Raw genomic sequence first — 24,771 nt, 5'->3', positions numbered from 1 at the left:
AAAGACTCGGAAACACCCGGTAACGCTGGGTAATCCAACGTCACATAATTCCATGCTTAGCCGGAAGAAACCCTGTCTTTAAGCGTCAGGTAGTAGCTCCGCTGCTCCTTGCCCAAGTGCTCGATCGCGTAACGAAGAGCCGTGCGGGGCATGGTTGCCGCGTGCTCGTCCAGGAAGGCCAGCAAACGTTCGCGGCTGCTGCGTCCGGCATCGCGGACCCACCCGCCCACGGCTTTGTGGATGAGGTCTTCTTTGTCTCCGAGCAGGAGGGCGGCGATCGCGAACGTGTCATCCAACTGGCCTTCACGGATGAACGCCGAGGTGGCAACAATGGCCGTCCTGCGCTCCCACATGTTCTGCGACCGGGCCAGGCTGTAGAGCGGGTCGCGCGGCTTATTCAGCAGCCATCCGCCCACCACGTTCCCCGCGCCGAGGTCCACCAGATCCCAATTGTTGATGCGATCGTGCCTCCCCAGGTACAACCCGTAAAGCTCCCGACGCCGTTCTTCCGTGGTTTTCTTTTTTTGCGCCTGAAGAGCCATGATCTTCACGGCACCGGCCCTGGCCTCGTGGATGTCTTGCTCCAGGAGCATCTCGATATCTTCCAGGGACATGGCCGCGAACTCCTTGGCCAGCGTGAAAACCTCGCCCATGCGGACGCCCATGAAGAAGTCGCCCTCGGCATAGTCGCCCTTGCCGGTCTTGAAATAGCGCCGGTATTTGGCTTGCTCGACATCCGACTGGCGGATTTTCAGGCGCTCCAAGAACGCGACGGCGGTGGGCTCGGTTCCCGGCGCCGGCGCGGCAGGCTTGCGGTCGTTGGGGGCCTTCCCGCCCTTGGGCCCTCTTCCGTCCTTGGGGGTCATGCCTCCATCATGCGCCTAAAACACCGACCAGCCGGTACGGGTGGTGAATTCGTCCAGCGCTGCGACCCCGGCCACGGAATTCCCGGATCGTCCCAGCCCAGGGCTCCACACGCTGATGGAGCACTTGTTCGGGACCACGGCCACGATTCCGCCGCCCACGCCGCTCTTGCCCGGAAGTCCCACCCGATATGCGAATTCGCCAGCGGCGTCATACGTCCCGCACGTGAGCATGACCGCGTTGATTCTCTTGGTCTGCGCCGGAGAGAGCAACAGCGTCCCGTCTGCGCCCAAGCCGTTGGAGGCAAGGAACCGGGTTGCGAGTGCAAGGTCTTCACAGGTCATGGCGAGCGCGCATTGCTTTGCATAGGAATCCAGGACGTCCTCCACCGGGTTTTCCAGGTTGCCGCAGCTTGCCAGGAAGTGAGCCAAGGAAGCGTTGCGGTGGCTGTTGGCCAGTTCGGAGCCGGCCACCTGCTGATCGGTGTCGATGCTGTCCTTGGTGGTTTCCTGACGCATCAGATCCCGCACGGCGTACGCTGCGTTTCCGGTCAGGCTCAGGAGGCGGTCCGTCACCACGATTGCACCGGCGTTGATGAAGGGGTTCCGGGGAATGCCGTCTTCGCTCTCCAACTGGACCAGCGAGTTGAAGGGGTTGCCGGAAGGCTCCCGGAACACCCGCTTCCAAATACTGTCCCCGTCGAATGCCAGTACCAAGGCGAGCGCAAAGACCTTGGAGATGCTTTGGATGGAAAAGTCCACGTGGGCGTCTCCAGCTGAATACACCTCGCCCTCACGGGTGGCGACGGATATGCCGAATTGTTGGGCGTCCACGGCTCCCAGTTGGGGGATGTAGTCAGCGACGTTGCCTTGGCCGACATGCGGCTGCACGGCCCCGACGATGTCGTCGAGGAGATTCTGGATATCCATGGTTCCTAGCCCTTGGTCCCTGCATAAGTCCAGAGCCTGATCTGGAGGTGTGCCAGTAAGCGTTCATCCGCTGATTGCAGATCCAGCCCAGCCACTTCGCAGGCGCGGCGGAGCCTGTAATGAACAGTGTTGCGGTGGACCGCCAATTCCTCGGCGCACCGGTTCACGTCTCCGAAGAACTCCAGGTAAGTGAGGAGGGTCAGGGCGAATTCCGGATAGCGGCCGCATAGCCGGGTGATTCCCGCATGACGCAGGGTGGTCCGGGATTCGAGCAACTCCAGCAGTTCCCTGGTCAGGACTGTTGTTTCCACGTCGCTGTAAGAGGCCACACGGACGTCCGGCGTTGCTTCCATGACTTTGAGGACGCTGCGAACGTGGTCAAGGGTGGCATGCAGTGCGTCCAAGCGCGGAACGATGGGACCCACTGCTGCCTGCACCTGGAAGTGAAGGTGCGTGGTGGCATCACGAACAATCGTGTTGACCAGCCGGTTGATGGCGGGCAGGGACTTTTGCGGGTCCACGTCCGGGAGGATGATGGCCGTTTCCATGCCAAGGGCTCCTACCACCGCGCCGGGCCGGTATGCAGCGGCGTGGATCGATGCCACTTTGGACAGTTCCCCCCTGCGCAGCTGGAGACCGGCCGCGCTTTGGCTCAGCCCTCCTGCGGAGATCAGCACCAACGCCGCTGGCTTGGCGGGATCGATGCCCGCGGATTGGGCCTGGGAATGGACTTGCGCCGTGCCGCTGAGCAGGCTGGAGACCCGGTCCTCGCGCATCGACTGCGACTGCTCGTTGCGGTGCCGTACCAGCTCAATGGCCGCGTGCCGGGCAGCGCCCACCATGATGCGATCCGTGTTGGCCGCCAAGGGTTCAGCACCTTCCTGCAACCAGATGTACCCCATCACCCGGCTGCCGGCGTGAATGCCGATCGCCACACGTTCCCGAAGCCCGGCCTCGAGGTTGGCCTCTACGTGAACAGGTGCTTCAGTAGCTTGGAGGTGCTTGTAGACTCCTGATTCCTTGAGGAGTTTCTGGTACTTTTCAGGGCCTCGCCGCGCCAGGATGGACAGTCTGCGGAGCTCATCAACGTCATTGGACGCCGGGGAGTAGGCAAGGACCCTGTTGCCCGGATCTTCGATCACCACGTGGCCATTGGTCAGTGTGGCCGTGGTTTGGGCGATCGCGAACAGATCGCGGTGGACTGACGTGGGGGTTTCCCCGGGCACATCGTTCTCACGGACCCGGTCCAGCGCGATGCTCTCGAACTTATCCCAGCGGAGCCCCGGGGCGACCGCCACCAGTCCAATGCCGGTCGGTTGGAGCAACTCGGCCACGGCTTCCAACTCGCGTTCACTGCCCTTGACAGCAACTGCTGTGGGACGGCCCGCCATGATGCGGCGGAGCGCAGGGAGCGCCGCACGCCCGCGAACGCCGATCAACATGACCAGGGCCCCTGGGCGGATCTCGTCGTCGTCTTCAGCATCAACAATGACAGTTTCGCGAACGGTTCTGTTGTCCTCTGCCGGGGCCAGCAGCAACCGGGCGTTGCCGACACCCAGGTCTTCGAGGACATCGCTCAATAGGGTGACGACGCCGTCGTCGTCAATTTCCAGGGCTTTCAACGAAGCTATCGCTTCCTCTCCACATCAGTTCCATCAGCAGTACGCTTCCTCGCCATTGAGGGCGCCGCCGGTACATGTGCGCAGGCACGCACAGCGAGAAACATTACCGGCCCTTCAGAACACCAGTGTTGTCCCCCCGGCACAAGAGCCGGGCCCCGAATTTGGTTCGCCAGCCAATTTGTTGTCGACGGCGGCGACCTAGAGTTGGTGACTGTCCCACACACCACAAAGACTGACTGCAGCGCGGCCAATTTCAGGCACAACTGCGAGGCAGCCAGCCCCACGTTGTGGAGTATTGAGCCACCTCTGGTGGCAACGGAGTCAAAGGAGACCCCCGAAGTGATACCCACCCCTGCGTCCACACAAACCCTTTCTTCCCCAACAGACCTGGCTGCCAGTCCGCCGTCGAACGCTTTCGCCCCGGAGGAAAGCGGCTACCGCAAAACCCTTAAGCCCCGGCAGATCCAGATGATCGCCATTGGCGGTGCGATCGGCACCGGGCTCTTCATGGGCGCCGGAGGCCGCCTGAACGGATCCGGACCTGCGCTGGTGCTGGTCTATGCCGTCTGCGGATTCTTCGCGTTCCTGATCCTGCGGGCACTGGGCGAGTTGGTGCTGTACCGCCCCACCTCCGGCTCGTTCGTTTCCTATGCCCGCGAGTTCTACGGTGAGAAAATGGCCTACACCGCGGGCTGGCTCTATTTCCTGAACTGGGCCATGACCTCCATTGTGGATGTCACCGCGGTTGCCCTGTACGTGAAGTTCTGGGGCCAATATTGGGCACCCATCAACGACATCCCGCAATGGCTGATCGCATTGATCGCGTTGGTAGTAGTGCTCTCCCTGAACCTGGTGTCCGTGAAGATCTTTGGCGAGATGGAGTTCTGGTTCGCCATGATCAAGGTGGGGGCCCTGGTGACGTTCCTCGTGGTGGGAGTCTGCTTCATTGTTTTCGGCGGCCGGACGGATGTTGGCGTTCCGGGCTTCAACGTCATCGCTGAGAACGGTGGCATGTTCCCCATGGGCTCCGTGGCGCCGCTCCTGGCCATCAGCGGCGTGGTGTTTGCCTACGCAGCTGTGGAACTGGTAGGCACCGCGGCCGGCGAAACCGCCAACCCCCACAAGGTGATGCCCAAGGCCGTGAACACCGTGGTGATCCGCATCGGGGTCTTTTACGTGGGCTCAGTCCTGCTGCTCTCGCTCCTGCTTCCCTTCACGTCCTACAAAGCCGGCGAATCCCCGTTTGTCACCTTCTTCTCGCATCTCGGTGATCCGCAGGCCGGAGCCATCTCCGCATCCGTGATGAACTTCGTGGTCCTCACCGCGGCATTGTCCAGCCTCAACGCAGGCCTCTATTCCACTGGCCGCATCCTCCGCTCCATGGCGGTCAATGGCTCGGCTCCGCAATTCACAGGGCGGATCAGTAAGTCCGGAGTGCCCTACGGTGGCATCCTGCTGACAGCGGTCATCACCTTGGTGGGCGTTGGATTGAACGCCGTCGTTCCATCCCAGGTCTTTGAAATCGTGCTGGAAGTCTCGGCGGTGGGCATCATCGGCGGCTGGGCCACCATCATGTTGTGCCACATCAAGCTGCAGCGATGGGTGCGCAGCGGCAAGGTTGCCCGGCCAGCGTTCCGGCTGTTCGGTGCACCCTTTACCTCTTACATCACGCTCGGATTCCTGGCCTTTGTCCTGGTCACCATGGGGTTCTCGGAAACGGGCCGCTGGGTGCTCGCGTCGCTGCTGGTGCTGGCGCCACTGCTGATAGCCGGCTGGTATGCGTATCGCGGCCGTATTCGCACTGCCCTGACGTCCTAGACCCCTTTTCAGTTTGAAAGTGAAACACATGAGCACCCCTTCCCCGTCCCCCAGAATCGGCACCCCCAGCAGGGCTTGGCGTTCCCGTGCCGACGCTTGGGAGTTTTTGGGATACGCCCTCAGGCAGCTCGCCTCGGCCCGACACCAGGAGTCCGGTTTGCTGTCCCAGATCGATAGGACCTTTGCCCTCCTGGCAGCGGTGGAACCGTATTGGGCAGAGCCCGGAGTCAACGCCGTGGCCCAGTTGCGCCAATTAATCGACGACGGCGAACCCCAGGCCGCGCTCCAGCTTCTGGGCGGTTTGGATCACCTTCCGCTCGCCTCTGCCGGGGAAACAGCTGCGGTGCCGCGCGCTGAGCTCCCGGACGAGGAAGTTGTCGACCAGTCCGAGCCGGCGGAGCGGCCACGCTTTGAGGTCCTGGTGGTGGACACCATGGAGCCTGAAGAAGCCGAAGCGCTCAAGAACACCATGGCTGCGCAGCGCCGCCCTTCGGATGCGTTCACGTACACGGTCAACGTGGTTCCCAGCTATGAGGATGCCTTGGTGGCCATCATGCTGAACCCCGATATCCAGTCCGTTGTTCTTCGCCCGGGCTTCTCCCTCCGCAGCTCCCATCTGTTGGGCAGCGACCTCCGGAGGTTCCTGGCCCGGCATACCTCCGCAGACTTGCAGGACTCGCGACCCATCAGACGGATTCTTGCGCTGGCCGATGCAATTTCCGGGCTGCGGCCGGAACTGGACGTCTACTTGGTGGCAGGGGTTTCCATCGAGTCCCTGGCGGGATCCCTCACCAGGAAGTTCCGGCGGATTTTCCGGCGACAGGATCATCTGGACCTGCATCTGTCACTGCTGTCCGGCGTGGCCGAACGCTACGAAACACCGTTCTTCACGGCGCTGCAGGACTACAGCCGCCGCCCGGCCAGCGTCTTCCACGCCTTGCCGATTTCCCGGGGTGCGTCTGTAGGAACGTCACCGTGGATCCGGGACATGGCCGATTTCTACGGGACAAACCTGCTGTTGGCCGAAACGTCCGCCACCTCGGGCGGTCTGGACTCTTTGCTGGATCCGCACGGGTCCATCAAACGCGCACAGGAACTCGCCGCCCGGGCCTTTGGTGCGCAACGAACCTACTTTGTCACCAACGGCACATCCACGGCCAACAAGATCGTGCACCAGTCCCTGCTTGCCCCGGGCGATGTTGTGCTGGTGGACCGCAACTGCCACAAATCGCACCACTACGCCTTTGTGCTTGCCGGTGCCCGCGTTTCGTACCTGGATGCCTATCCCCTGGACAAGTACGCGTTTTATGGTGCTGTCCCGCTGGCCAGCCTGAAGCGCAGGCTCCTGGAGTACCGGCGGGCAAGCCGGCTTCACGAGGTGAAAATGGTGACCCTCACCAACTGCACCTTTGACGGCGTTGTGTACGACGTCGAAAGGGTCATGGAGGAATGCCTGGCCATCAAACCGGATCTGGTTTTCCTGTGGGACGAGGCGTGGTTTGCCTTCGCCCGCTCCCATCCGGTGTACCGCCGTCGAACCGGCATGGCGGCAGCAGCCGCCCTGGAAGCTTCCTTCAGCGATCCTGCCTACGCCGCACGGTATGCGAAACAGGCCGCCGCCCTTCATGACCCGGTCACCGGCGAACCCGTTGATGACGAAGCCTGGCTCAACACCAGGCTGATTCCGGATCCTGCCAAGGCACGCCTCCGGGTCTACGCAACGCAGTCAACCCACAAAACGTTGACCTCGCTGCGGCAGGGTTCCATGATCCACGTGTATGACCAGGACTTCGCCGGCTCCAACCGGGAGTCCTTCCGCGAGGCGTACATGACCCACACGTCCACCTCCCCCAACTACCAGATTCTGGCGTCCCTGGACATTGGCAGACGACAGGTGGAACTGGAAGGCTTCGGCCTGGTGCAACGGCAATCCGACCTTGCCGTATCCGTGGCCCAAGCCGTGGCCCGGCATCCCCTGCTGAAGAAGTACTTCCGGGTGCTTTCCTCGCGGGACCTCATCGGTCCGCGCTATAGGGAAACCGGCTCCAGCATGCCGCTGCGGGATGGGCTGGCAGAGCTGGAGGACGCCTGGCAGCGGGACGAGTTCGTCATCGATCCCAGCCGCCTCACGCTGGACATCAGCAAAACAGGGATCGACGGCGACACTTTCCGCCACAGCTACCTCATGGACGATCACGGCATCCAGGTGAACAAGACCTCACGGAACACTGTGCTGTTCATGACCAACATCGGCACGTCCCGAAGCTCCGTGGCGTACCTGATCGAGGTCCTGGTGAAACTCGCTGAAGGCTTTGAGAACCCGCATCCTTCGGCGCGGGCTCGGACGCTACCTGGCGCCTCCGACGCTTCCCGCCCGACTCCCCCGCTCCCGGATTTCAGCACCTTTGCCGCACGCTTCCGTGTGGATGATTCCTGTGAGGACGGGGACATCCGGGCCGCTTACTTTGAGAGTTACAAGCCCGATTCCACGGTGTACCTGTCCGCGGCTGAGGTGGCTTCCGCCGTGGCCGAAGGACAGGAAGTGGTCTCGGCAGGGTTCGTTACGCCGTATCCGCCCGGGTTCCCCATCCTGGTCCCGGGGCAGGTGATTACCCGGCAAACCCTCGAATTCATGGCTGCTTTGGATACGCGTGAAATACACGGGTTCGATCATGAACGGGGGTACCGGGTGTTCGCGGAGCCTGCTTCGTCTTCTGTTCTCGAGCTGGTGGCGGTGGCGTCCTAGACTTTGTCGCTCCAACCGAAAGCAGGGGCGACGTGCTTGGCGACATTGCCCAGCAGCTTGGCGTTGTAGTCGACGCCAAGCTGGTTGGGCACTGTGAGCAAGACCGTATCGGCTGCCTGCACGGCTGAATCCTTCGCCAGTTCGTCCGCCAGTTGATCCGGCTCGCCGATGTAGCTTTTCCCGAAGCGGGACAACGCGCCGTCGAGAATTCCTACCTGGTCCTGGCTGTCCGCTTGGGCACGCAGACCGAAGTAGTGGTTGTCCTGCTCATCGACGATCGGAATCACGCTGCGGCTGACGGAAATCCTTGGTTCAAAGTCGTGCCCTGCGGCCGCCCAGGCTTCGCGGAACATCCGGATCTGCTCTGCCTGCAGTTCGTCGAAAGGAACACCGGTGTCCTCGGTGAGGAGGGTTGAACTCATGAGGTTCATGCCTTGCTCTGCTGCCCAGACTGCAGTCTTCCGGGTTCCGGCGCCCCACCAGATTCTCTGAGGGAGGCCGGGTGACTGGGGTTGGATGGGCAGCAAACCTGTGGCCCCGCCGGCGTAATGCGGGTCCGCTTCGGCCACCCCGTGCCCGGCGATGGCTTTGCGGAACAATGCAGTGTGGCGGCGGGCCATGTCGCCACCGTCCTCACCGTCCTCGGGGACGTAGCCGAAGTTGGCTGCTCCGTTCCGTGCGGGTTCGGGTGAACCACGGCTCACTCCGAGCTGCAGCCGCCCATCACTGATGAGGTCCGTGGCTGCTGCTTCCTCGGCCATGTAGAGGCTGTTTTCGTATCTCATGTCGATCACGCCGGTGCCCATTTCGATCCGGCTGGTCCGTGCCGCAATAGCGCTCAGCAGTGGAAAGGGCGATGCTTGCTGCCGGGCGAAGTGATGCACCCGGAAGAACGCTCCGTCGATTCCCAGTTCCTCGGCAGCTACCGCCAGTTCGATTCCCTGTTTGAGGGCCTCGCCGGCCGTTGGCACGAGGGAACCCGGGACTCGGGCCCAGTGACCGAAGGAGAGGAAACCGATCCGTTTGTTGTGCATGTTCGGGACAACTCCGCGAGGGCCCGGAGAATTCCACGGACCCCCTCGTCCGCCTCTCAGCGTCTTCCGAAAGTGATTAAGAATCCGTCGAGTGCATTAGGTATAGTGGAGCCCTCGGCGGTTTATCTATTTGATGGAGTAAAATGAATTTCGACACGGGGGTTGCCGATCGTTTGATCGGTGCATGTCGAGACGCAGCGCGTACCTTGCAGGATCAACTCGGCGGACGGGAATCGCTCTCGACGGCTGCCCTTACGGAATTCCGGGGCGTGTTCGCTGACTGTTTCCGGGAGAACGTTGCCGCTGAACGGGCGGCCCGTTCGGAGCTGGTCCATATGTTGGAAGATGTTGCCCGTCAGGTCCAGGATGCGAAGAGCGCCGCGGAGGTTGAGCAGCGTCGCTTGGATGACGTGACGGAGTGGGTGCTTGCCTCCGGCTGGGTGCGTGCTGGCGGGGGTGTTGGAGTGAATGTGGGGCCGCGCCCGTCGATGGAGGAGACTGACCGTCCGGTGGTGAGCGTGAACACTGTGCGGCAGGGGTTGCGTGTCTGGGCGAGTGGAAGCACTGCTGGGGCGAGTTCCGCTGATCCGGACACCTTGGAATCCGCAGTGTCAACCTTCAGGATCCAGGACGGCTCAGACCGGGGTGCGGCTGACAGAGTCAGTGCAGCTGGGTCCGAGTTCGAGGACAAGTGCTCCTGGGTGCACTCTGATCTCGACGCTGTCCGTGGCGGGCTGCGACGGTTCTTGGAAGACAACCATCAGGACGCGACCCGGCTTTCCGACATCGCTTCGACGTTCCGCGCTGCCGGTGGCAGCGGAGACGTCGGACAGGTAACGGTATCGAACGGCCTTCTGGTGCTTGCCACGGTGCCGATGTCCTTATCGGGTGTGGCTCTGCTGAGCTACTTGTCCACTGCCTCCGAGGCTGACGTGAAGGCATTGGCCACAATACCCGGATGGCAGCAGACCCTGCGAGGCATGGACCCATCGAAAATCGGGGCTTGGTGGGCGGGCATGAAAACGGGAGCCCACACTGCAGTGAACGAGTCCGGGTTCACGCAGGTACAGGAGCTGCTGCTGGCTGCGGCTCCGGCCATGTTCGGCGCTTTGGACGGGATGCCCGCACTGGCTAGGGTCCGGGCGAACCAGTTGAACGCGCCAAGCCTGCTCCGCGCGGCGGAGAAAGACCTGGAAACAGCCCGGAAATTGTCGGGGATCGGGCAAGCACACCACGACCCGAACCGAACAAAAATGCTGGAAAATGAGGTCGCCTATCTGAAGCAGGTGGAAGCTGGGCAAGTTCAGCTTTACCTCTATGACCGGGACCAGTCCCGGATCGTGGAAATGATCGGCACCCCGGGCCCCGACACACGGCACGTGATCACCTACGTTCCAGGAACCTTCACCGGAATGAACATTTTCTACACAGGCGGCGTACAGCAGGTCTCGAGATACCTCAATAACAACGTGCCGGGGACGGTGGCATTCGTCTACAAGGATGGGCGGTTCCCCGGAGAGGCGGACACCGCCGGCGGCCCCAACCTGGCGAGAATTGGTGAGGCGAACGATGAGAAACTCGCACGCACCTCGGGGCAGCAACTGGCAGGTTTCGAGACCGGGATGCGCACTGACCCCTACCTGAACGGTGCCGAACAAACCGGCATCGGACACAGCTGGGGCCTGGCGAACCTCACCAGCTCCGAAGTCGCCGGAGCCCGATATGACAAAGTAATATCCCTCGCCGGGGCCGGAATGCTCCCGGACTGGAAACCACAGCCAACCACGGAATACTCGAACCTGTACTACTATGATCTGCTCGTCCATGGTCAGGGAGTTCCCAACCTCATCACGAAGAGAGGGGTGGTGTGGGATGGAAATAACCCCATTCATCGGGATGAGTTCGAACAGCACTATTACCGCGGCCCCCACGACGACCAACTTAGGGCGATTAACACCGTCGAAGAAGGGAACATCCTCATGGAAAACCACAACCTCATCGCCTCCGACAGCAAAGACAACAAGAAAGCGCTCAAAGACATGCTTGGAATTGTGACTCGATGATAGGGCGACGCGGCACCATGGCGTTGTTGCTGGCGGGCCTCATGGGGCTTACGGGTTGCGCCGGAACCCCAAATACGAGTTCGACAGAGTCAACTGTGCCAAGCGCCACCAAAACACAGGAGGAACCGGTGAAAGTTGAACTGACATGGCAGGATGCCAAAGCTCATACCCAAGCTCTGGAACTGGAGATCGCCGCCCAAGTCCCTGAAGACGCCGTTATCTCGATCGATCAGAAGACGAAGGGCATGCTTCTGTCCTGCAACCGAACCAAACACAGCTGGAATGGTTCAACGACAATCACGGTCACCGAAGGAACCAAAATCGAGCCGATCCTGAAAGAAATCAAAACCCACTATCAGAGTGGACAATACGTCGTCGAGGACAGGCTTGATATCAGAGGATCATACGAAGTCCAGATAAGCCCTCACAATACGAGCGATGAAAACTACATTGTCGCCGAAGGGTTAGCCCCAAACCAGATCCGCATTGATTCGGGCTCTGAGTGTTTCACGTTGCCAGAAGGTATTTACCCGGGCGGGAATTTTTAGATCCTCATGAAAAACCAGAACCTCCTCGCCTCGTACAGCGAGGACAACGTGCACGTGCCCAAGTGCATGCTGGGAAGTGCAATTCGGTGAGGATTCGGAGCGGCGCCGTGGCGTTGATGCTGGTCGTTTCAATCGGGCTTGCCGGCTGCGCCGGAAACCCAAGCGCGAGTTCGACGGAGTCAACCGTGCCAACTGCCAGTGATACACAGGAGGAACCGTTGATAGCCGAACTGACCTGGCAGGAAGCGAAGGCCAAAGCCCAAGTCATGGAATTGGAGATCGCCGCCCTGATCCCGAAAGACACGGTTGTCTCGATCGATCAAAAGAAGAAGGGCGTGCTTCTGTCCTGCGACAAGACGCAGCACAAGTGGAAGGGCTCCACGACCATCACGGTAGCCGACGGAACCAAATTCGATTCAATCGTGAAGGACATCGAAGCCCACTACCGGGCGAATGGACTCAAGGTGTCAGCCGATGCGGATATAGACGGAATGATACTGGTCCAAATCGATCCACCTGCTCCTGGGGAGAATTACCTCGTCGGTGGAGGCGTAAAACCTAATGAGATTTGGATCGATTCGGGCTCGCCATGCTTCACACTGCCCGAGGGCATCTACCCAGGCGGGGATTTCTAGATCCGATGAACAACCACAACCTCATCACCTCGTACAGCGTGGACAACGGGCAAGTGCCCAAGTGCATGCTGGGAAGTACGGCTCGATGAGAGCGCGTCGCGGTGCCATGGCGTTGTGGCTGGTGGCAGGTTCGATCGGGCTCGCCGCTTGTGCTGGAAACCCCAACACGGGTTCAATCCAGTCGACTGTGCCAACGCCTGCTGTAACACAGGGTGAACCGATGAAATCTGAACTGACCTGGCAGGAAGCTAAAGCCCACACACAAGCCATACAACTGGAGATCGTCGCGCTGATCCCAAAAGATGCTGTCATCTCGATTGATCAGAAGAAGAAGGGCGTGCTTCTGTCCTGCGACAAGACGCAGCACAACTGGAATGCTTCAACCACGGTCACGGTAGCTGAAGGAACCAAAATCGAGTTGGTCGTGAAGGACATCGAAGCCCACTACCGTGCGAATGGCTTAAATGTGTCCGTAGATAGAAATATAAACGAGAACTATCGAATCCAAATCGACCCGCCTGCTCCAGGGGAGAGTTACATCGTCTCCGAAGGATTGTCTCCAAACGAAATCCGTATTGCATCAGGATCTGAGTGCTTCACATTGCCCGAGGGCATCTATCCCGGTGGAGATTTCTAGAACCGGAGTTCATGGGGATGTTTGGCGTTGTCATGTTGCCTGCACATTCGTCAGACAGCCCGGCGATAATGCATCGCCACCGCTCCGTTACTGAGCGGCTCGGCCGAGATCAGTTCAAGGCGCCGGGTGCTGGGCAGTCCGCCTTGGTAAAGGGTGGGTCCGTGGCCTGTGATCATGGGGTGGATGAGGAATTTGTACTCGTCGATCAAGCCCAGTCGGTCCAGCTCTGTTGCTAGTTTCCCGCTGCCGACAAGCACCCCCTTGGGAGTCCTGTCCTTGAGTTCCTGAACGGCCGTACCCAGTTCGCCGACGAGCCGGTGGCTGTTCGTCCAGGGGAAGTCGCTCCGCGTTGTGGAAACGACGTACTTGGGTTTTCCCTCCAAGGTGATCGCCCACTCGCGTAGGGCTGGCGGCGCTTCTACTTCGCCGCGGGCAACCAAGGGCCAGTAGACCTCCATCATTTCGTAGGTAGTCCGGCCCCAGAGCATTGCGCCGCTCTGATCCAGGAGACGCGTGAAGTGGGCGTGCGTCTCGTCGTCGGCGATGCCCTCCTGATGGTCCACGCAACCATCAAGCGTGACGTTGATGCTGAACGTTAGAAGGCCCATTCGACGATTCTAGGCCTCGAATCGCAATAGCGCACCGGAAATCGGAGGAATGCATAGGGCCAGGATCGCCAACAATAACGCATCGCCCTCAGATACCCTATGGGGGTATACTGTCACCACTGGAAGTGGACGAAGGTGGTGAAGCATCATGAGCAAGCAGCTGTCCCCTCAACCTCGTGCCGCCCTCCTCGGGCGGGCGTTGCTTCTACTTCTGGTAACGGCCGTCATTGCAGGCATATTCGGAATGCACATCATCAGCGGTTCCCATGGGGCAGGTGGATCGCATGGGACTCATGCGGCATCACCTGTAGTGGGCACCTCATCGTCCCACCATGCGCACGGCTCTTCTCTTGAGGTGAGCGGCGCCTCGGCTGGCGACGATCACGGCACGGAATTTGGAACCTGCTCCTGCACTCAGGCTGCCAGTTGCATCCCATCCCTCACAACAGCTTCCCTGAGCGCTCCCCCACCCGGCACGACAGGCGAAGTCACCCCTGCAGCGTGGGAACTGCCCACCATTTTTCCGTCCTGGTCCTACCAACCCCACGGTCCTACACCCGGGCAACTCTGCATCAGCCGTACGTGAGCACTGGATGGTCCGGTAACAGCCGGGACCGCACATCCATTCACCATCTGCTGACTACCGGGCGGCTGACTATCACCGCCGCCCGAAATGCAAAGGACTTTTACTCATGAACAGAACTCACTTCACTGTGACCGGAGCGGCTCTCGCAGCTCTGCTTGCCCTGGCTGGTTGCGCTTCCAACCCCGGCTCCGGTTCCATGCCGGGCATGGACCATGGAAGTTCCGGCACCTCCATCAGCCCCTCGGCGAACAGCAGCGACGCCGGGCACAACGCCGCAGACACCATGTTCGCCCAGATGATGATCCCCCATCACTCCCAAGCGGTGGAGATGTCCGATGCCATGCTGGCGAAGGCTGACATCCCGGCCTCGATTACCAACTTGGCCGTGAAGATCAAAGACGCGCAGGCACCCGAAATAGAGAAGATGACGGGGTGGCTGAACAGCTGGAACGTGCCTGTCATGGGATCCTCGGGTCATGGCGGCCACGGCATGGACGGCATGCTGAGCGAGGCGGACCTGCAGAAGCTTAGGGATGCCCAGGGTGTGGACGCGGCCAAGCTCTTCCTCACGCAGATGATCGCGCATCACGAAGGTGCTGTGACCATGGCCAAAACCGAGATAGCCCAGGGCAAGAACCCGGAGGCTGTCCAGCTAGGCAAGGACATCGTCACGGCGCAGGAAGCAGAGATTCGGGAAATGCGGGATCTGCTGACCGGACTCTAACCTCACCGTCTGGTGACGCAAGGGCTCGACGGCGGGAGGTCGCCGTCGAGCCTTTGCGCGCCGTCCGGAAGTCGACTGTTATGCAGCGGCCGACGCGAAGCGCCGAGCGCCTAAAGCGTGTCTGGATCAACAATTGTCGTCGGGTAAGGCTTGCCCGGCCTGAGAGGGGAGATGCTGACGATCTTCCAGCCTTCCCCGGATTTTGCCAGTTCAACTTTTTGGTCGTAGATGTAGCCTTCGCTGGGGCCTTGCACGCCGTTCACCGGACCGTGTTCCAGCTGTGTCTGCTCCGAAATCTCTATGTTGGCGCCGGCATCGGTGATGGTGAATTTCTTGATGGTGATCTCCGAGCCGCTGTCCGTCAAAAGGACGCCATGGGGAGCAATCGCGTCCCTGCGTTGGTGGAGCTGTCCGTACTCCAGCTCAATACGCTCAACTGCGTCCGGCACGAAATCCTGACTGATCTCCTCCTGAGTGGAGGAGAAACCGGGGACAACTTGATGATTCCTACGGTCGATCGCCCGCTCGATAAGGGCCTGAACAGCGGCCTTCGCTTCCGCGTCGGGCTGTGGGGCCGGCGCTGCACACGACGTCACGGCAAGCAATGCAACTACCGCAATCACCGTGATTCTTTGCTGCATGGTCATGGCCGGCCACCCTTCACACGTCTCCCGGGAATCGCCTCCCCCACGTGCAAAGGCTGGTGGCAACGTAGCATGTGGTCCGGGTCGAAACCAGATCCGGCCGGGAAGGGCGAGTTTTTGCACGTAATGCCCCTAAGAAGCACTCTTAAGGGCATTACGTGTACAAAAACTCCAATGGTTAGCGGCTGCTGCCCGCCAGCAAACCCCGGCGCTGCAGCAGTCGCTTCTCGATCGGCCCGAACACCAGGAGCTCGATCAGGATGCCCACAAACAGGATGAGCAGGATCGCGGACATCACAATGGTCATATCGGAGAGCAGTCGACCCTGATCCAGCAGCGAGCCCAGCCCGAAGCCGATGGTGCCACCTACCGCGATGATTTCGGCGGCCATGAGGGAGCGCCAAGAGAAAGCCCAGCCCTGCTTCAAACCACCGATGTAGCCCGGAAGCGCTGCGGGCAGGACAATCTGCAGCGCCATCTGGAGCCGGTTTGCGCCAAGCACGGTGCCCACACTGCGGTACTGCGGCGGGATCTGGTCCACGCCGGAGATGAGCCCGTTGATGATGGACGGGATGGCACCCATGAAGACCACGAAGTACACGGTGGCATCGGTCAGGCCAAACCAGATAATGGCGGCAGGAACCCACGCCACGGACGGGAGGACCTGCAAGCCGGAAATGAGCGGCCCGAACGCACGGCGCAAAGGAGCCACCTGAGCCAGGATCAGACCCACCGGGGTGGCGATGACTACGGAGATCAGGAAGCCGATCACACCACGCTGCAGCGAAGTCCACACTGCTTCCTGGACTTTGCCTTCGCCCCACATCGTCACGAACTGGGTGAGCACGTCAAGCGGCCCCGGTACCAGGTCCCGCCGCTTGAACCCCAACGAAACGTAAAATTGCCAAGCAAGGATCAGGACCACCAGGGCAGCCACGGGCAGCAGCACCCGATTCCATTCAATCCCGCGCTTACGGCTTGTGTCTGACTGCAAATTGTCCAGGCCGGCTTCAAGGTCCCGGAGTTCCGAGGCATTGCCCTTCAGCGATGGCGAGGTGATGTGCTCTTTGGATTCAGTCACGGGAAGGGTCCGCTCTTCGGTGGTGATGGGGTTACTTGGCATGGCGGCGGATCTCCTCGCGAAGACGGCGGGTGATGGTTCCGGTCAGCTCCCCGGCACGGCCGGCATCGGTACGGTGTTCCTCGGTGACGTCCCACTCGGCCACCACACGGCCAGGACGCGAAGACAACAGCAGCACGCGCTGACCCAGTCGAACAGCTTCGCGCACGTTGTGGGTGACGAACACGATGGTCCGGCCCGTTTCCTTCCAGATCCGCTCAAGCTCGTCATGCAGAAGATCCCTGGTGATCGCATCGAGGGCAGCAAACGGCTCATCCATGAGCAACAACTGCCGGTCCTGGGCCAAGGAACGGGCCAACGCAACGCGCTGCCTCATGCCGCCGGACAGTTCGTGCGGGCGTTTGTCGCCAGCGCCACCAAGGTGGACCAGTTCCAACAGTTCGGTGGCGCGTTCGCGCCGGCTCGCCTTCGTGCTGGACTTGTCAGCCAACTGCAACGCCAACTCAATGTTGCCGCGCGCGGTCAGCCACGGGAACAGGGCCGCGTCCTGGAACATGAAGGCAGCGCCGTCGCTGGGTACTTCAAGAGCGCCCGACGTCGGCGGTTCCAGTCCCGCCATGATGTTCAGCAGGGTGGACTTACCGCAGCCGGACGCACCGAGGAGGGCGACGAACTCGCCTTGAGCGATGGTTGCGTTGACGTCGTCCAGCACCGGGGCGCCGTCGCCGAAGCGCTTGCCCAGGTTCTCGAGTACGACTGGCATGGTCCCGTCCTTCATGTTGATTGGTAAAGCTGATGCGGCCAAAGGCCGGCCCACTCCCCCGCATAAATAGCAAGGGGAAGCGGACCAGCCCGTTACTGCTTAGTCCTGGCCAAGACCCGCAGCGGAGGTTTTCTTGCCTTCAACCTCGTTCAAGGTGCGGAGATCGAAGATGCCGTTGATGTCGGCCTGCTGGGTGGTCCCGGCTTTGACACCGTCCTCCAGCAACTTGTTGTACGTTCCGGCCAGCGGGTCGGTGGTGAACTTGATGTTCTGCAGCGCACGCTCAATCACGTTGGCCGGAAGCGGCTTACCTGCCGTGTCCTTGAGGACCGCGTTGATGGTGGTGGCTTTCTCCTCAGCAGAGGCCGAGTTGAGCCAGTTCACCGACGCCACGTGCCCCTTCAGCAGGGCCTTCACGGTTTCCGGGTGTTCGGCGGCGAACTTCTTGTTTACGATCAGGATGGTGGTGGTGAAGTCACCGTTTTCCCACAGGTCCTTCTCATCCACAAGGACCTTAGCCCCGGCTTCGAGCACCAGTCGGGAGGCCCAAGGCTCCGGCAACCACGCGCCGTCGAGCTTTCCGTCCTGGAAGAGCTTCAGCGACTGGGCGTTTTCGGTCGGGTTAATGTTCACATCACCGCTGCCATCGGTGCTGGTCTTGAAGCCCTGGCCATCAAGCCAGGCCCGGAGCGCGACGTCCTGGGTTCCGCCGAGCTGCGGGGAGCTGAGGATCTTGCCTTTGAGGTCGGCCGCCGAGTTGATCTCCGGCTTGACCACCAACTGCGCACCGCCGGACGCTGCGCCGGCGATGATGCTGATGGACTCGCCGTTGCTCTTGACGAAGGAGTTGATGGCCGGGTTCGGGCCGATGTACGTGGCGTCTATGGCGCCGGCGTTCAGGGCTTCGATCGCGGCGGGGCCGGCGTTGAAGACCTGGGTGCTGAGCTTGGTATCGCCGAGTTCCTTGGCGATCAGGCCCTTGCTGGTGCCTACCAGCGCCGGGCCGTGGGTGACGTTGCTGAAGTAGCCGAGCTTCAGCTCAGCGGCCGGGGACGTGGTGGGAGCCGGCGCGGCCTGGTTGTTCTGAGAAACAGCGGAAGCAACCGCGGCGCCTGCACCGATCAGCAACACCAAGCCGACGGCCAGGGCGATCTCTACAGTGCGGCGGCGCTTGGGCTTGGGGGCGGTCTCACCAGCGACGATGCGGGTGGTACCGGAATCAGGTTTCTGTGACTCGGGAGTGTTCGACATGAGGGTGGGTCCTTAGAAGATGTGGGATGCGAGCGGGGCGAAGATCAGGCCCCGTGACATCGCCCGTCAAGGGCAAGCAAGGACCATTCCGGAGAGGTCATGCCTTCACAGTAGGGACTGTCATATTTCGGCTTCAATCCCGTAGAAATCAAGGTTCACGCAGGTTCACGTGGCGTCATATTCGCCGCGAGGGCTTCAATGTCGCGCGGAGTTGTGCGGCAGCAGCCACCTATGAGATGGGCGCCCCGGTCCTGCCAAGCAGCTGCGTTGCCGGCCAAGGTTCCGGTGCCCTGAACGCCCTCCGACGGACTCCATGTTTTGGTCACAGCGTCGTAGGTCTCTCCGGAATTCGGGTAGGCCACCAACGGCTTATCGGAGGCTTGTTGCAGAGCGCCCAGCGCGTCAGTCACCAGTTCCAGCGGCACACAATTAACCCCGACGGCGGCCACCCGCGGTTCCGCGCGCAGCAGCGCAGCGACGTCCGCAAGGGGCGTTCCGTCACTGATGTGGCCGCTGTCCCGCAGCGTAAACGTGAACCAGGATTCGACGTCGAACTCTGCCACGAGCGCCAACAGCGCCTCCGCTTCGGCGTACGACGGCAGGGTCTCGCACGCCAGGAAATCGGCCCCGGCCTCCACCAGCGCCGCAATACGCGGGCGGTGGAAGTCCCGGAATTCCGTGGCGGAAAGCGTGTAGTCCCCGCGGTATTCGGAGCCATCGGCGAGGTAAGCGCCGTAGGGTCCAACGGATCCGGCCACCAGCAAAGGGCCGCTCGCAGAGCCCTCCGCCAAGGCTTCCTGGCGGGCTTCGTCGGCCAGCCGGACGCTCAACGCCACCAATTCCAACGACTCCTCCACGGACAACCCGCGCCGCGCAAAGCCCTGCGGAGTGGCCTGGTAGCTGGCCGTGATGGCTACGGAGGCGCCGGCGTCGAAGTAGTCGCGGTGGACCTGCTTGATCAGGTGCGGCTGTTCCAGCAGGACCTTGGCAGACCACAAAGCGTCTTCCAGATCGCAGCCGTGGGCCTCCAATTCCGTGGCTAACGCACCGTCCAGGACCAAGTCCTTGCCGGTGTTGAGGAGAGTGCTGAGCGTGGTGTTCTGTGGCATGGGTCCTTCCCCAAAAAGAAAACCGCAGCTTGTCCGAAATTCCCGCCGTACAACGTGAGGAGTCGCGAACAAGCTGCGGTTTTGTGACTACGTGTGACCCTAGATGACGTAACGTTCGTCTTCGTGGTCGCCCGGGTGGTCCTTGACCAAACCAGCGGCAAGGGTGTTGCCGTCGATGGGGTCGATCACCAGGAAAGCGCCGGTGCGGCGGTGGTGCAGGTAGTTCTCCAGCGGCAACGGAGCAGACAGGCGGAGCTGTGCGTGTCCGATGTCGTTGAGCTCGAGGTTGGATGCCGGCTCCACGTTGAAGGTGGCCAGATCCAGCTTGCCGGTGACGTTGCGGACCAGTGCCTGGACCGTGCGCGTGCCGTGCTTCACCAGGACCTTCTGGCCTTCGCGCAGCGGCTTCGGCGAGAGCCAAGCCAGCGACGCATACAGGTCTGCGGTGCTTTCGCGGACCGTCCCGGCAGCGGCGATGGTGTCGCCACGGGCGATGTCGATCTCGTCAGCCAGGCGGACAGCCACCGACTGCGGAGCTGCGGCCTCGTCCAACGACTGGCCGGCGAAGTCGATGCCGATCACCGTAGTGGTGCGCGGTTCGTGGCCCGGGCTGATGACACTGACTTCGTCGCCAACCTTGACCGACCCTTCGGTGATCTGGCCGGCGTAGGCACGGTAATCGCGGTACGCCTCCACATTGAGCCCGGCAGCAACAGCATCCGGAGCCAAGGCACCCTGCGGACGGATCACCAGCTGGACCGGGAAGCGGAAGCTCTCCAGGTCGGCCTCAAGCTCGTCAGCAGCCGGGAGGGTTTCGAGGACCTCCAACAGCGCTGGACCGGTGTACCAAGGGGTGCGCTCGGAGCGGTCCACCACGTTGTCGCCGTCGAGGGCGGAGACAGGAACCACGAAAAGGTCTGTAACCCCGCCAGCATTTGAATCTTCACGTCCCAAGCCAAGCTCGCGGGCAACCTTCTGCACGTCCGCTTCGATGTCGCGGAAGACCTGCTCGCTGAAGTCCACCAGGTCGATCTTGTTCACAGCCACAATCACGTGGGCAACGCGCAGCAGCTGCAGAACGGACAGGTGGCGACGGGTCTGCTCCAACACACCCTTACGGGCGTCAATAAGTACGACGACGGCATCCGCAGTGGACGCGCCCGTCACCGTGTTCTTGGTGTACTGAACGTGGCCGGGGCAGTCGGCCAGAATAAAGCTGCGGCGGTCGGTAGCGAAGTAGCGGTAGGCCACATCGATGGTGATGCCTTGCTCACGCTCGGCACGCAGGCCGTCGGTCAGGAGGGCGAGGTCGATCCCGCCCTTTTCGCCGCCAAAGCCGCGGTCCGCAGAGGTGCGGGCAACGGCGTCGAGCGTGTCAGCAAGAATCGCCTTGGAATCGTGAAGGAGGCGGCCCACCAATGTGGACTTGCCGTCGTCGACCGATCCGGCGGTGGCGAAACGGAACAGTGTTGTGGGCAGGGCTGTTTCCAGCCCGGCAGCCAAAGTTTCGGTGCTCATTTAGAAGTAGCCGTCCTTCTTGCGGTCTTCCATGGCTGCCTCGGAGATGCGGTCATCTGCTCGGGTGGCGCCACGTTCGGTCAGGGTGGAGGCAGCGACTTCAACAACGACGTCGGCCACGGTGCGGGCATCGGATTCCACAGCACCTGTGCAGGACATGTCGCCCACCGTGCGGTAGCGCACCAGTTTGGTGATGACATCCTCGTGGGGCAGCGGCTGGGATACCTCGCCCACCGCGCGCCACATGCCGTCGCGGGCGAACACTTCGCGCTCGTGGGCGTAGTAGAGGCCCGGGAGCTCGATGTTCTCGCGCTCGATGTAACGCCAGATGTCCAGCTCGGTCCAGTTGCTGATGGGGAACGCGCGGACGTGCTGGCCCACCGTGTGGCGGCCGTTGTACAGGTTCCACAGCTCGGGGCGCTGGTTGCGCGGGTCCCACTGGCCGAATTCGTCGCGGAGGCTCAGGATGCGCTCCTTGGCACGGGCCTTGTCCTCGTCACGGCGGCCGCCGCCGAAAACGGCGTCGAACTTGTTCTTCTGGATCGCATCAAGCAACGGAACAGTCTGCAGCGGATTGCGGGTGCCATCGGCACGCTCGGCCAACTCGCCGCTGTCAATGAACTCCTGGACCGAGCCGACAACCAGCTTCAAACCCAGTCGCTCCACCGTACGGTCGCGGAAGTCGATGACCTCAGGGAAGTTGTGCCCCGTGTCCACGTGCAGGACGGGGAACGGAACCTTGCCCGGCCAAAACGCCTTGGTGGCCAGGTGCAGCATGACCACGGAGTCCTTGCCGCCGGAGAACAGCAGCGCAGGCTTCTCAAACTCGGCAACAACTTCACGGATGATATGGATGGCCTCGGACTCGAGGGTGTCCAAGCTGGAGAGTCGCTCGGCTGAGGGTCCGCCGTGCCCGCTTCGCGATGCCCGCCACGCCGCGGCGGACCCCTCAGCCTCGCTCTGCAACTGGTTCAACTCGAGGTCCTCGCTGGTTGTTTGGGTGCTCATGTGTGTAGTCCGCATTCTGTCTTGTCGGATCCTGCCCAGCGGCCGGCGCGGGGGTCTTCACCCGGGGCCACTTTGCGGGTGCAGGGCTGGCAGCCGATGGACGGGTAGCCCTGGCTCAGGAGGGGGTTGACGGGAAGGATGTTGTCCTCGGAGTACTCGATCAGCTGATCGAAGGTCCAGTCGACCATCGGGTTCACCTTGACCAGGCCGAAGCCTTCATCCCAGGTGACCACCGGAGTGTTGGTGCGGGTGGGTCCCTCGTCGCGACGGACGCCGGTGAACCACACCTCGTAGCCGGCCAGGGAGCGGCGCAGCGGCTGAACCTTGCGCAATGCACAGCACTGGGCGGGGTCGCGGGCGAACAGGTCCTTGCCCAGGAGGCGGTCCTGCTGTTCCACGGTGTTTTCCGGAAGGACGTCCACCACGTTGACGCGGAGGTTTGCTGCGACTTCGTCGCGCGTCTCGTACGTTTCCTTGAAGTGGTAGCCGGTTTCCAGGAACAAGACGTCGACGCCGGGAAGCTGGTCCGCCACCAAAGCCGGCAGGACGGCGTCGGCCATGGAGCAGGCCACCGTCACCGTGGGCAGCTCGAAGTTGCGTGCCACCCAGGCGATGATTTCGGGGGCAGGGGCGTTCCAGCCGAGCTCTGCCGCACCGGCCTCGGCCAAGGCCTTGAGCTCCTCATGGGAGCGCAGGGCAGCGGCAGGCGATGCCGCCCCCGCCCCTTCGCCGCGCGGCTGATCTCCGATCAGCCCAGCGCGCGGCTCCGACAGGCCCGATGCCACTCCCTGGGCGGCATCGCCTGCCACTCGCTGATTTGTGCTCATTGGAGATCTCCTTCATCTGCCGAGTGTGCCCACTCTGCGAAGGTCTGGCCTTCGGCGCCCACGGCGACGAATTTACGGACCACGCGCTCCACGTAATCGGGCAGGTCTTCAACCGTGACCTTGAGGCCGCGGACGGTACGTCCCAGACCGGCTTCCTCGCGCTCGTTGTTGGCCAGCCCGCCACCGAGGTGGACTTGGAAACCCGGGGTGGGGTCGCCGTCGGGCGTTGGCAGCATCATGCCCTTCAGGCCGATATCGGCCGTCTGGATGCGTGCGCAGGAGTTCGGGCAGCCGTTGATGTGGAGGGACAGTGCCGAGGGCAGCTGCTTGGTTTCCACGAGGTCGGCCAGGCGACGCTCCAGCTCAGCGATGGCCGTTGCCGCGGTGACCTTGGTTTCGACGATGGCCAGCTTGCAGAACTCGATGCCCGTGCAAGCGATGGTGCCGCGGCGGAACACGGACGGACGTGCCGAGAGGCCCAAGGTGTCCAGTTCGGCGATCAGCGGCTCAACCTGCTCCTTGGCAACGTCCAGGATGACCAGCTTCTGGTGAGGAGTAGTGCGCAGGCGGTATGAACCGTGCTTCTCCAAGGTGTCCGCCAGCGTAACAAGTGCCTCGCCGGAGGTGCGGCCCACAGTCGGGGTGACGCCGATGAAGAACTTGCCGTCCTTCTGCTCGTGAACGCCGATGTGGTCACCGGGAGCCGTGGGCTTGGGAGCGGCGGGACCGTCCGGAAGCTTGAAGCCGAGGTATTCGTCCTCAAGGATCTGGCGGAATTTGGCCGGTCCCCAGTCGTTCATGAGGAACTTCAGGCGGGCCTTGGTGCGCATGCGGCGGTAGCCGTAATCGCGGAAGATGCTGGTCACACCGAGCCATACTTCAGCGGCTACATCCGCCGAAACGAACACACCGAGGCGTTCGGCCAGGCGCGGGTTGGTGGAGAGGCCGCCGCCAACCCAGAGGTCGTAGCCGGCGCCAAGTTCGGGGTGGACGACGCCAACCAAAGCGAAGTCGTTGATCTCGTGCACCACGTCCTGGGACGGGTGGCCCGTAATGGCGGTCTTGTATTTGCGCGGCAGGTTGGCCAGCTCGGGGTCACCGATGAACCGCTCGGCGAGCTCGTGGATCAGCGGCGTGGGGTCGATGATTTCATCCTTGGCAATGCCGGCAACCGGGGAGCCGAGGATGACGCGGGGAACGTCGCCGCACGCTTCAGTGGTGGACAGGCCGATGGACTCCAGGCGGCGCCAGATCTCCGGCACGTCTTCGACGCGGATCCAGTGCAGCTGGATGTTCTGGCGGTCCGTGAGGTCGGCCGAGCCGCGGGCGAAGTCCACGGAAATCTGGCCGATGACGCGCAGCTGCTCGGTGGTCAGCGCGCCGCCGTCGATGCGCACGCGCAGCATGAAGTATTTGTCTTCGAGCTCGTGCGGTTCGAGCGTTGCAGTCTTGCCGCCGTCGATCCCGGGCTTGCGCTGGGTGTAGAGACCCCACCAACGGAAGCGGCCGTGAAGGTCCGTCCCGTCGATCGAATCGAAGCCCTCTTTGGAGTAGACAGACTCAATGCGCTCACGGACGTTCAGTCCGTTGTCTTCCTGCTTCCAGGTTTCGTTGGCATTCAGTGGAGCGGTGCCGTCAACCTTCCACTGGCCGTGGGGCTTGGCGGCAGGGCGGGTGCGCGCCGGACGCGAGGGAACTGCGGTGTCCGAGGACGCACCGGCTACAGCTGTATCTGTCATACATCGACTGTAGGTCT

21 protein-coding genes are annotated in these 24,771 nt (G+C 62.0%); 7 read left to right on the top strand and 14 right to left on the bottom strand.

Features of this window, described 5'->3' with window-relative positions:
* Positions 1–56: 56 nt before the first annotated feature.
* From AC6JA3_RS05850 to AC6JA3_RS05840, 3 genes are read right to left on the bottom strand one after another with little or no spacing between them, the layout of a single operon-like run.
* Entirely contained in the window at positions 57–866 is an 810-nt protein-coding gene (locus tag AC6JA3_RS05850; RefSeq protein ID WP_497919991.1) for a DNA alkylation repair protein, read from the bottom strand.
* A gap of 15 nt (positions 867–881) precedes the next feature.
* Positions 882–1,793 carry a glutaminase gene (locus tag AC6JA3_RS05845; protein ID WP_026539691.1) on the bottom strand — a complete coding sequence of 304 codons (912 nt, stop codon included), beginning with the start codon at positions 1,791–1,793 and terminating at the stop codon, positions 882–884.
* A gap of 5 nt (positions 1,794–1,798) precedes the next feature.
* Positions 1,799–3,415 (bottom strand): PucR family transcriptional regulator, encoded by a 1,617-nt coding sequence (locus AC6JA3_RS05840; RefSeq protein WP_091549823.1) that lies wholly within the window; start codon positions 3,413–3,415, stop codon positions 1,799–1,801.
* Between the two features lie 387 nt (positions 3,416–3,802).
* Here AC6JA3_RS05840 and AC6JA3_RS05835 point away from each other — a divergent pair, with 387 nt between their 5' ends.
* Together AC6JA3_RS05835 and AC6JA3_RS05830 are read left to right on the top strand one after the other, a co-directional pair.
* Positions 3,803–5,233, top strand: a complete 1,431-nt coding sequence (locus tag AC6JA3_RS05835) for an amino acid permease (protein WP_497920624.1) — start codon at positions 3,803–3,805, stop codon at positions 5,231–5,233.
* 28 nt (positions 5,234–5,261) lie between these two features.
* Complete coding sequence (locus tag AC6JA3_RS05830) at positions 5,262–7,979, top strand: aminotransferase class I/II-fold pyridoxal phosphate-dependent enzyme (protein WP_497919990.1); 2,718 nt, start codon at positions 5,262–5,264, stop codon at positions 7,977–7,979.
* On the opposite strand, the gene AC6JA3_RS05825 is transcribed toward AC6JA3_RS05830, so the two are convergent.
* Positions 7,976–9,013 carry an LLM class flavin-dependent oxidoreductase gene (locus tag AC6JA3_RS05825; RefSeq protein WP_223943516.1) on the bottom strand — a complete coding sequence of 346 codons (1,038 nt, stop codon included), beginning with the start codon at positions 9,011–9,013 and terminating at the stop codon, positions 7,976–7,978. The genes AC6JA3_RS05830 and AC6JA3_RS05825 overlap by 4 nt on opposite strands.
* Positions 9,014–9,156: 143 nt before the next feature.
* Here AC6JA3_RS05825 and AC6JA3_RS05820 point away from each other — a divergent pair, with 143 nt between their 5' ends.
* From AC6JA3_RS05820 to AC6JA3_RS05805, 4 genes are all read left to right on the top strand, one after another.
* Entirely contained in the window at positions 9,157–11,076 is a 1,920-nt protein-coding gene (locus AC6JA3_RS05820; RefSeq protein ID WP_497919989.1) for a hypothetical protein, read from the top strand.
* A gap of 17 nt (positions 11,077–11,093) precedes the next feature.
* Positions 11,094–11,624: a hypothetical protein gene (locus AC6JA3_RS05815; RefSeq protein WP_155854051.1), complete on the top strand. Its 531-nt coding sequence runs from the start codon at positions 11,094–11,096 to the stop codon at positions 11,622–11,624.
* Positions 11,625–11,731: 107 nt separating this feature from the next.
* On the top strand, positions 11,732–12,259 hold the full coding sequence (locus tag AC6JA3_RS05810) for a hypothetical protein (protein ID WP_026546380.1): 528 nt from the start codon (positions 11,732–11,734) through the stop codon (positions 12,257–12,259).
* Positions 12,260–12,479: 220 nt separating this feature from the next.
* The gene (locus AC6JA3_RS05805) at positions 12,480–12,896 is read left to right on the top strand and encodes a hypothetical protein (RefSeq protein ID WP_026539683.1); all 417 of its coding nucleotides are present in this window, start codon (positions 12,480–12,482) and stop codon (positions 12,894–12,896) included.
* A 50-nt stretch (positions 12,897–12,946) separates the two neighbouring features.
* On the opposite strand, the gene AC6JA3_RS05800 is transcribed toward AC6JA3_RS05805, so the two are convergent.
* Positions 12,947–13,504, bottom strand: a complete 558-nt coding sequence (locus tag AC6JA3_RS05800; protein WP_026539682.1) for a dihydrofolate reductase family protein — start codon at positions 13,502–13,504, stop codon at positions 12,947–12,949.
* 692 nt (positions 13,505–14,196) lie between these two features.
* Between AC6JA3_RS05800 and AC6JA3_RS05795 the strand changes: the two genes are divergently transcribed.
* Positions 14,197–14,814 (top strand): DUF305 domain-containing protein, encoded by a 618-nt coding sequence (locus AC6JA3_RS05795; RefSeq protein ID WP_026546381.1) that lies wholly within the window; start codon positions 14,197–14,199, stop codon positions 14,812–14,814.
* A 110-nt stretch (positions 14,815–14,924) separates the two neighbouring features.
* Here AC6JA3_RS05795 and AC6JA3_RS05790 read toward each other — a convergent pair whose 3' ends face one another.
* The 9 genes from AC6JA3_RS05790 to AC6JA3_RS05750 all read right to left on the bottom strand — a co-directional run bounded on the left by AC6JA3_RS05790 (position 14,925) and on the right by AC6JA3_RS05750 (position 24,754).
* Entirely contained in the window at positions 14,925–15,461 is a 537-nt protein-coding gene (locus AC6JA3_RS05790; protein WP_026546382.1) for a hypothetical protein, read from the bottom strand.
* Between the two features lie 175 nt (positions 15,462–15,636).
* Complete coding sequence (locus AC6JA3_RS05785; RefSeq protein ID WP_026546383.1) at positions 15,637–16,581, bottom strand: ABC transporter permease; 945 nt, start codon at positions 16,579–16,581, stop codon at positions 15,637–15,639.
* Complete coding sequence (locus tag AC6JA3_RS05780) at positions 16,571–17,302, bottom strand: ABC transporter ATP-binding protein (protein ID WP_026546384.1); 732 nt, start codon at positions 17,300–17,302, stop codon at positions 16,571–16,573. The genes AC6JA3_RS05785 and AC6JA3_RS05780 overlap by 11 nt, the downstream gene beginning before the upstream one ends.
* 99 nt (positions 17,303–17,401) lie before the next feature.
* On the bottom strand, positions 17,402–18,553 hold the full coding sequence (locus AC6JA3_RS05775; RefSeq protein WP_026546385.1) for an ABC transporter substrate-binding protein: 1,152 nt from the start codon (positions 18,551–18,553) through the stop codon (positions 17,402–17,404).
* A gap of 155 nt (positions 18,554–18,708) precedes the next feature.
* The gene (gene mmuM / locus AC6JA3_RS05770) at positions 18,709–19,662 is read right to left on the bottom strand and encodes a homocysteine S-methyltransferase (RefSeq protein ID WP_026546386.1); all 954 of its coding nucleotides are present in this window, start codon (positions 19,660–19,662) and stop codon (positions 18,709–18,711) included.
* A gap of 99 nt (positions 19,663–19,761) precedes the next feature.
* Positions 19,762–21,180 carry a sulfate adenylyltransferase subunit 1 gene (locus tag AC6JA3_RS05765; protein WP_026546387.1) on the bottom strand — a complete coding sequence of 473 codons (1,419 nt, stop codon included), beginning with the start codon at positions 21,178–21,180 and terminating at the stop codon, positions 19,762–19,764.
* A complete protein-coding gene (gene cysD, locus AC6JA3_RS05760; RefSeq protein ID WP_497919988.1) occupies positions 21,181–22,188 on the bottom strand; it encodes a sulfate adenylyltransferase subunit CysD in 1,008 nt (335 codons plus the stop codon).
* Positions 22,185–23,015, bottom strand: a complete 831-nt coding sequence (locus AC6JA3_RS05755) for a phosphoadenylyl-sulfate reductase (protein ID WP_245232792.1) — start codon at positions 23,013–23,015, stop codon at positions 22,185–22,187. The genes cysD and AC6JA3_RS05755 overlap by 4 nt, the downstream gene beginning before the upstream one ends.
* Positions 23,012–24,754, bottom strand: coding sequence for a nitrite/sulfite reductase (locus AC6JA3_RS05750; RefSeq protein WP_026539672.1), 1,743 nt, complete (start codon positions 24,752–24,754; stop codon positions 23,012–23,014). The genes AC6JA3_RS05755 and AC6JA3_RS05750 overlap by 4 nt, the downstream gene beginning before the upstream one ends.
* Between the last annotated feature and the right edge of the window lie 17 nt (positions 24,755–24,771).

The sequence above is a fragment of the Arthrobacter sp. TmtSoilC79 genome, from assembly GCF_059739405.1.
The sequence above is the reverse complement of the archived record's forward strand: the minus strand, read 5'-3'. Positions and strand labels throughout refer to the sequence as shown.

Coding starts and splice junctions, on each gene's coding strand:
- AC6JA3_RS05850 (WP_497919991.1), bottom strand. CDS start 866: ATGACCCCCAAGGACGGAAGAGGGCCCAAGGGCGGGAAGGCCCCCAAC.
- AC6JA3_RS05845 (WP_026539691.1), bottom strand. CDS start 1,793: ATGGATATCCAGAATCTCCTCGACGACATCGTCGGGGCCGTGCAGCCG.
- AC6JA3_RS05830 (WP_497919990.1), top strand. CDS start 5,262: ATGAGCACCCCTTCCCCGTCCCCCAGAATCGGCACCCCCAGCAGGGCT.
- AC6JA3_RS05825 (WP_223943516.1), bottom strand. CDS start 9,013: ATGCACAACAAACGGATCGGTTTCCTCTCCTTCGGTCACTGGGCCCGA.
- AC6JA3_RS05820 (WP_497919989.1), top strand. CDS start 9,157: ATGAATTTCGACACGGGGGTTGCCGATCGTTTGATCGGTGCATGTCGA.
- AC6JA3_RS05815 (WP_155854051.1), top strand. CDS start 11,094: ATGGCGTTGTTGCTGGCGGGCCTCATGGGGCTTACGGGTTGCGCCGGA.
- AC6JA3_RS05805 (WP_026539683.1), top strand. CDS start 12,480: ATGAAATCTGAACTGACCTGGCAGGAAGCTAAAGCCCACACACAAGCC.
- AC6JA3_RS05800 (WP_026539682.1), bottom strand. CDS start 13,504: ATGGGCCTTCTAACGTTCAGCATCAACGTCACGCTTGATGGTTGCGTG.
- AC6JA3_RS05795 (WP_026546381.1), top strand. CDS start 14,197: ATGAACAGAACTCACTTCACTGTGACCGGAGCGGCTCTCGCAGCTCTG.
- AC6JA3_RS05790 (WP_026546382.1), bottom strand. CDS start 15,461: ATGACCATGCAGCAAAGAATCACGGTGATTGCGGTAGTTGCATTGCTT.
- AC6JA3_RS05785 (WP_026546383.1), bottom strand. CDS start 16,581: ATGCCAAGTAACCCCATCACCACCGAAGAGCGGACCCTTCCCGTGACT.
- AC6JA3_RS05780 (WP_026546384.1), bottom strand. CDS start 17,302: ATGCCAGTCGTACTCGAGAACCTGGGCAAGCGCTTCGGCGACGGCGCC.
- AC6JA3_RS05775 (WP_026546385.1), bottom strand. CDS start 18,553: ATGTCGAACACTCCCGAGTCACAGAAACCTGATTCCGGTACCACCCGC.
- mmuM (WP_026546386.1), bottom strand. CDS start 19,662: ATGCCACAGAACACCACGCTCAGCACTCTCCTCAACACCGGCAAGGAC.
- AC6JA3_RS05765 (WP_026546387.1), bottom strand. CDS start 21,180: ATGAGCACCGAAACTTTGGCTGCCGGGCTGGAAACAGCCCTGCCCACA.
- cysD (WP_497919988.1), bottom strand. CDS start 22,188: ATGAGCACCCAAACAACCAGCGAGGACCTCGAGTTGAACCAGTTGCAG.
- AC6JA3_RS05755 (WP_245232792.1), bottom strand. CDS start 23,015: ATGAGCACAAATCAGCGAGTGGCAGGCGATGCCGCCCAGGGAGTGGCA.
- AC6JA3_RS05750 (WP_026539672.1), bottom strand. CDS start 24,754: ATGACAGATACAGCTGTAGCCGGTGCGTCCTCGGACACCGCAGTTCCC.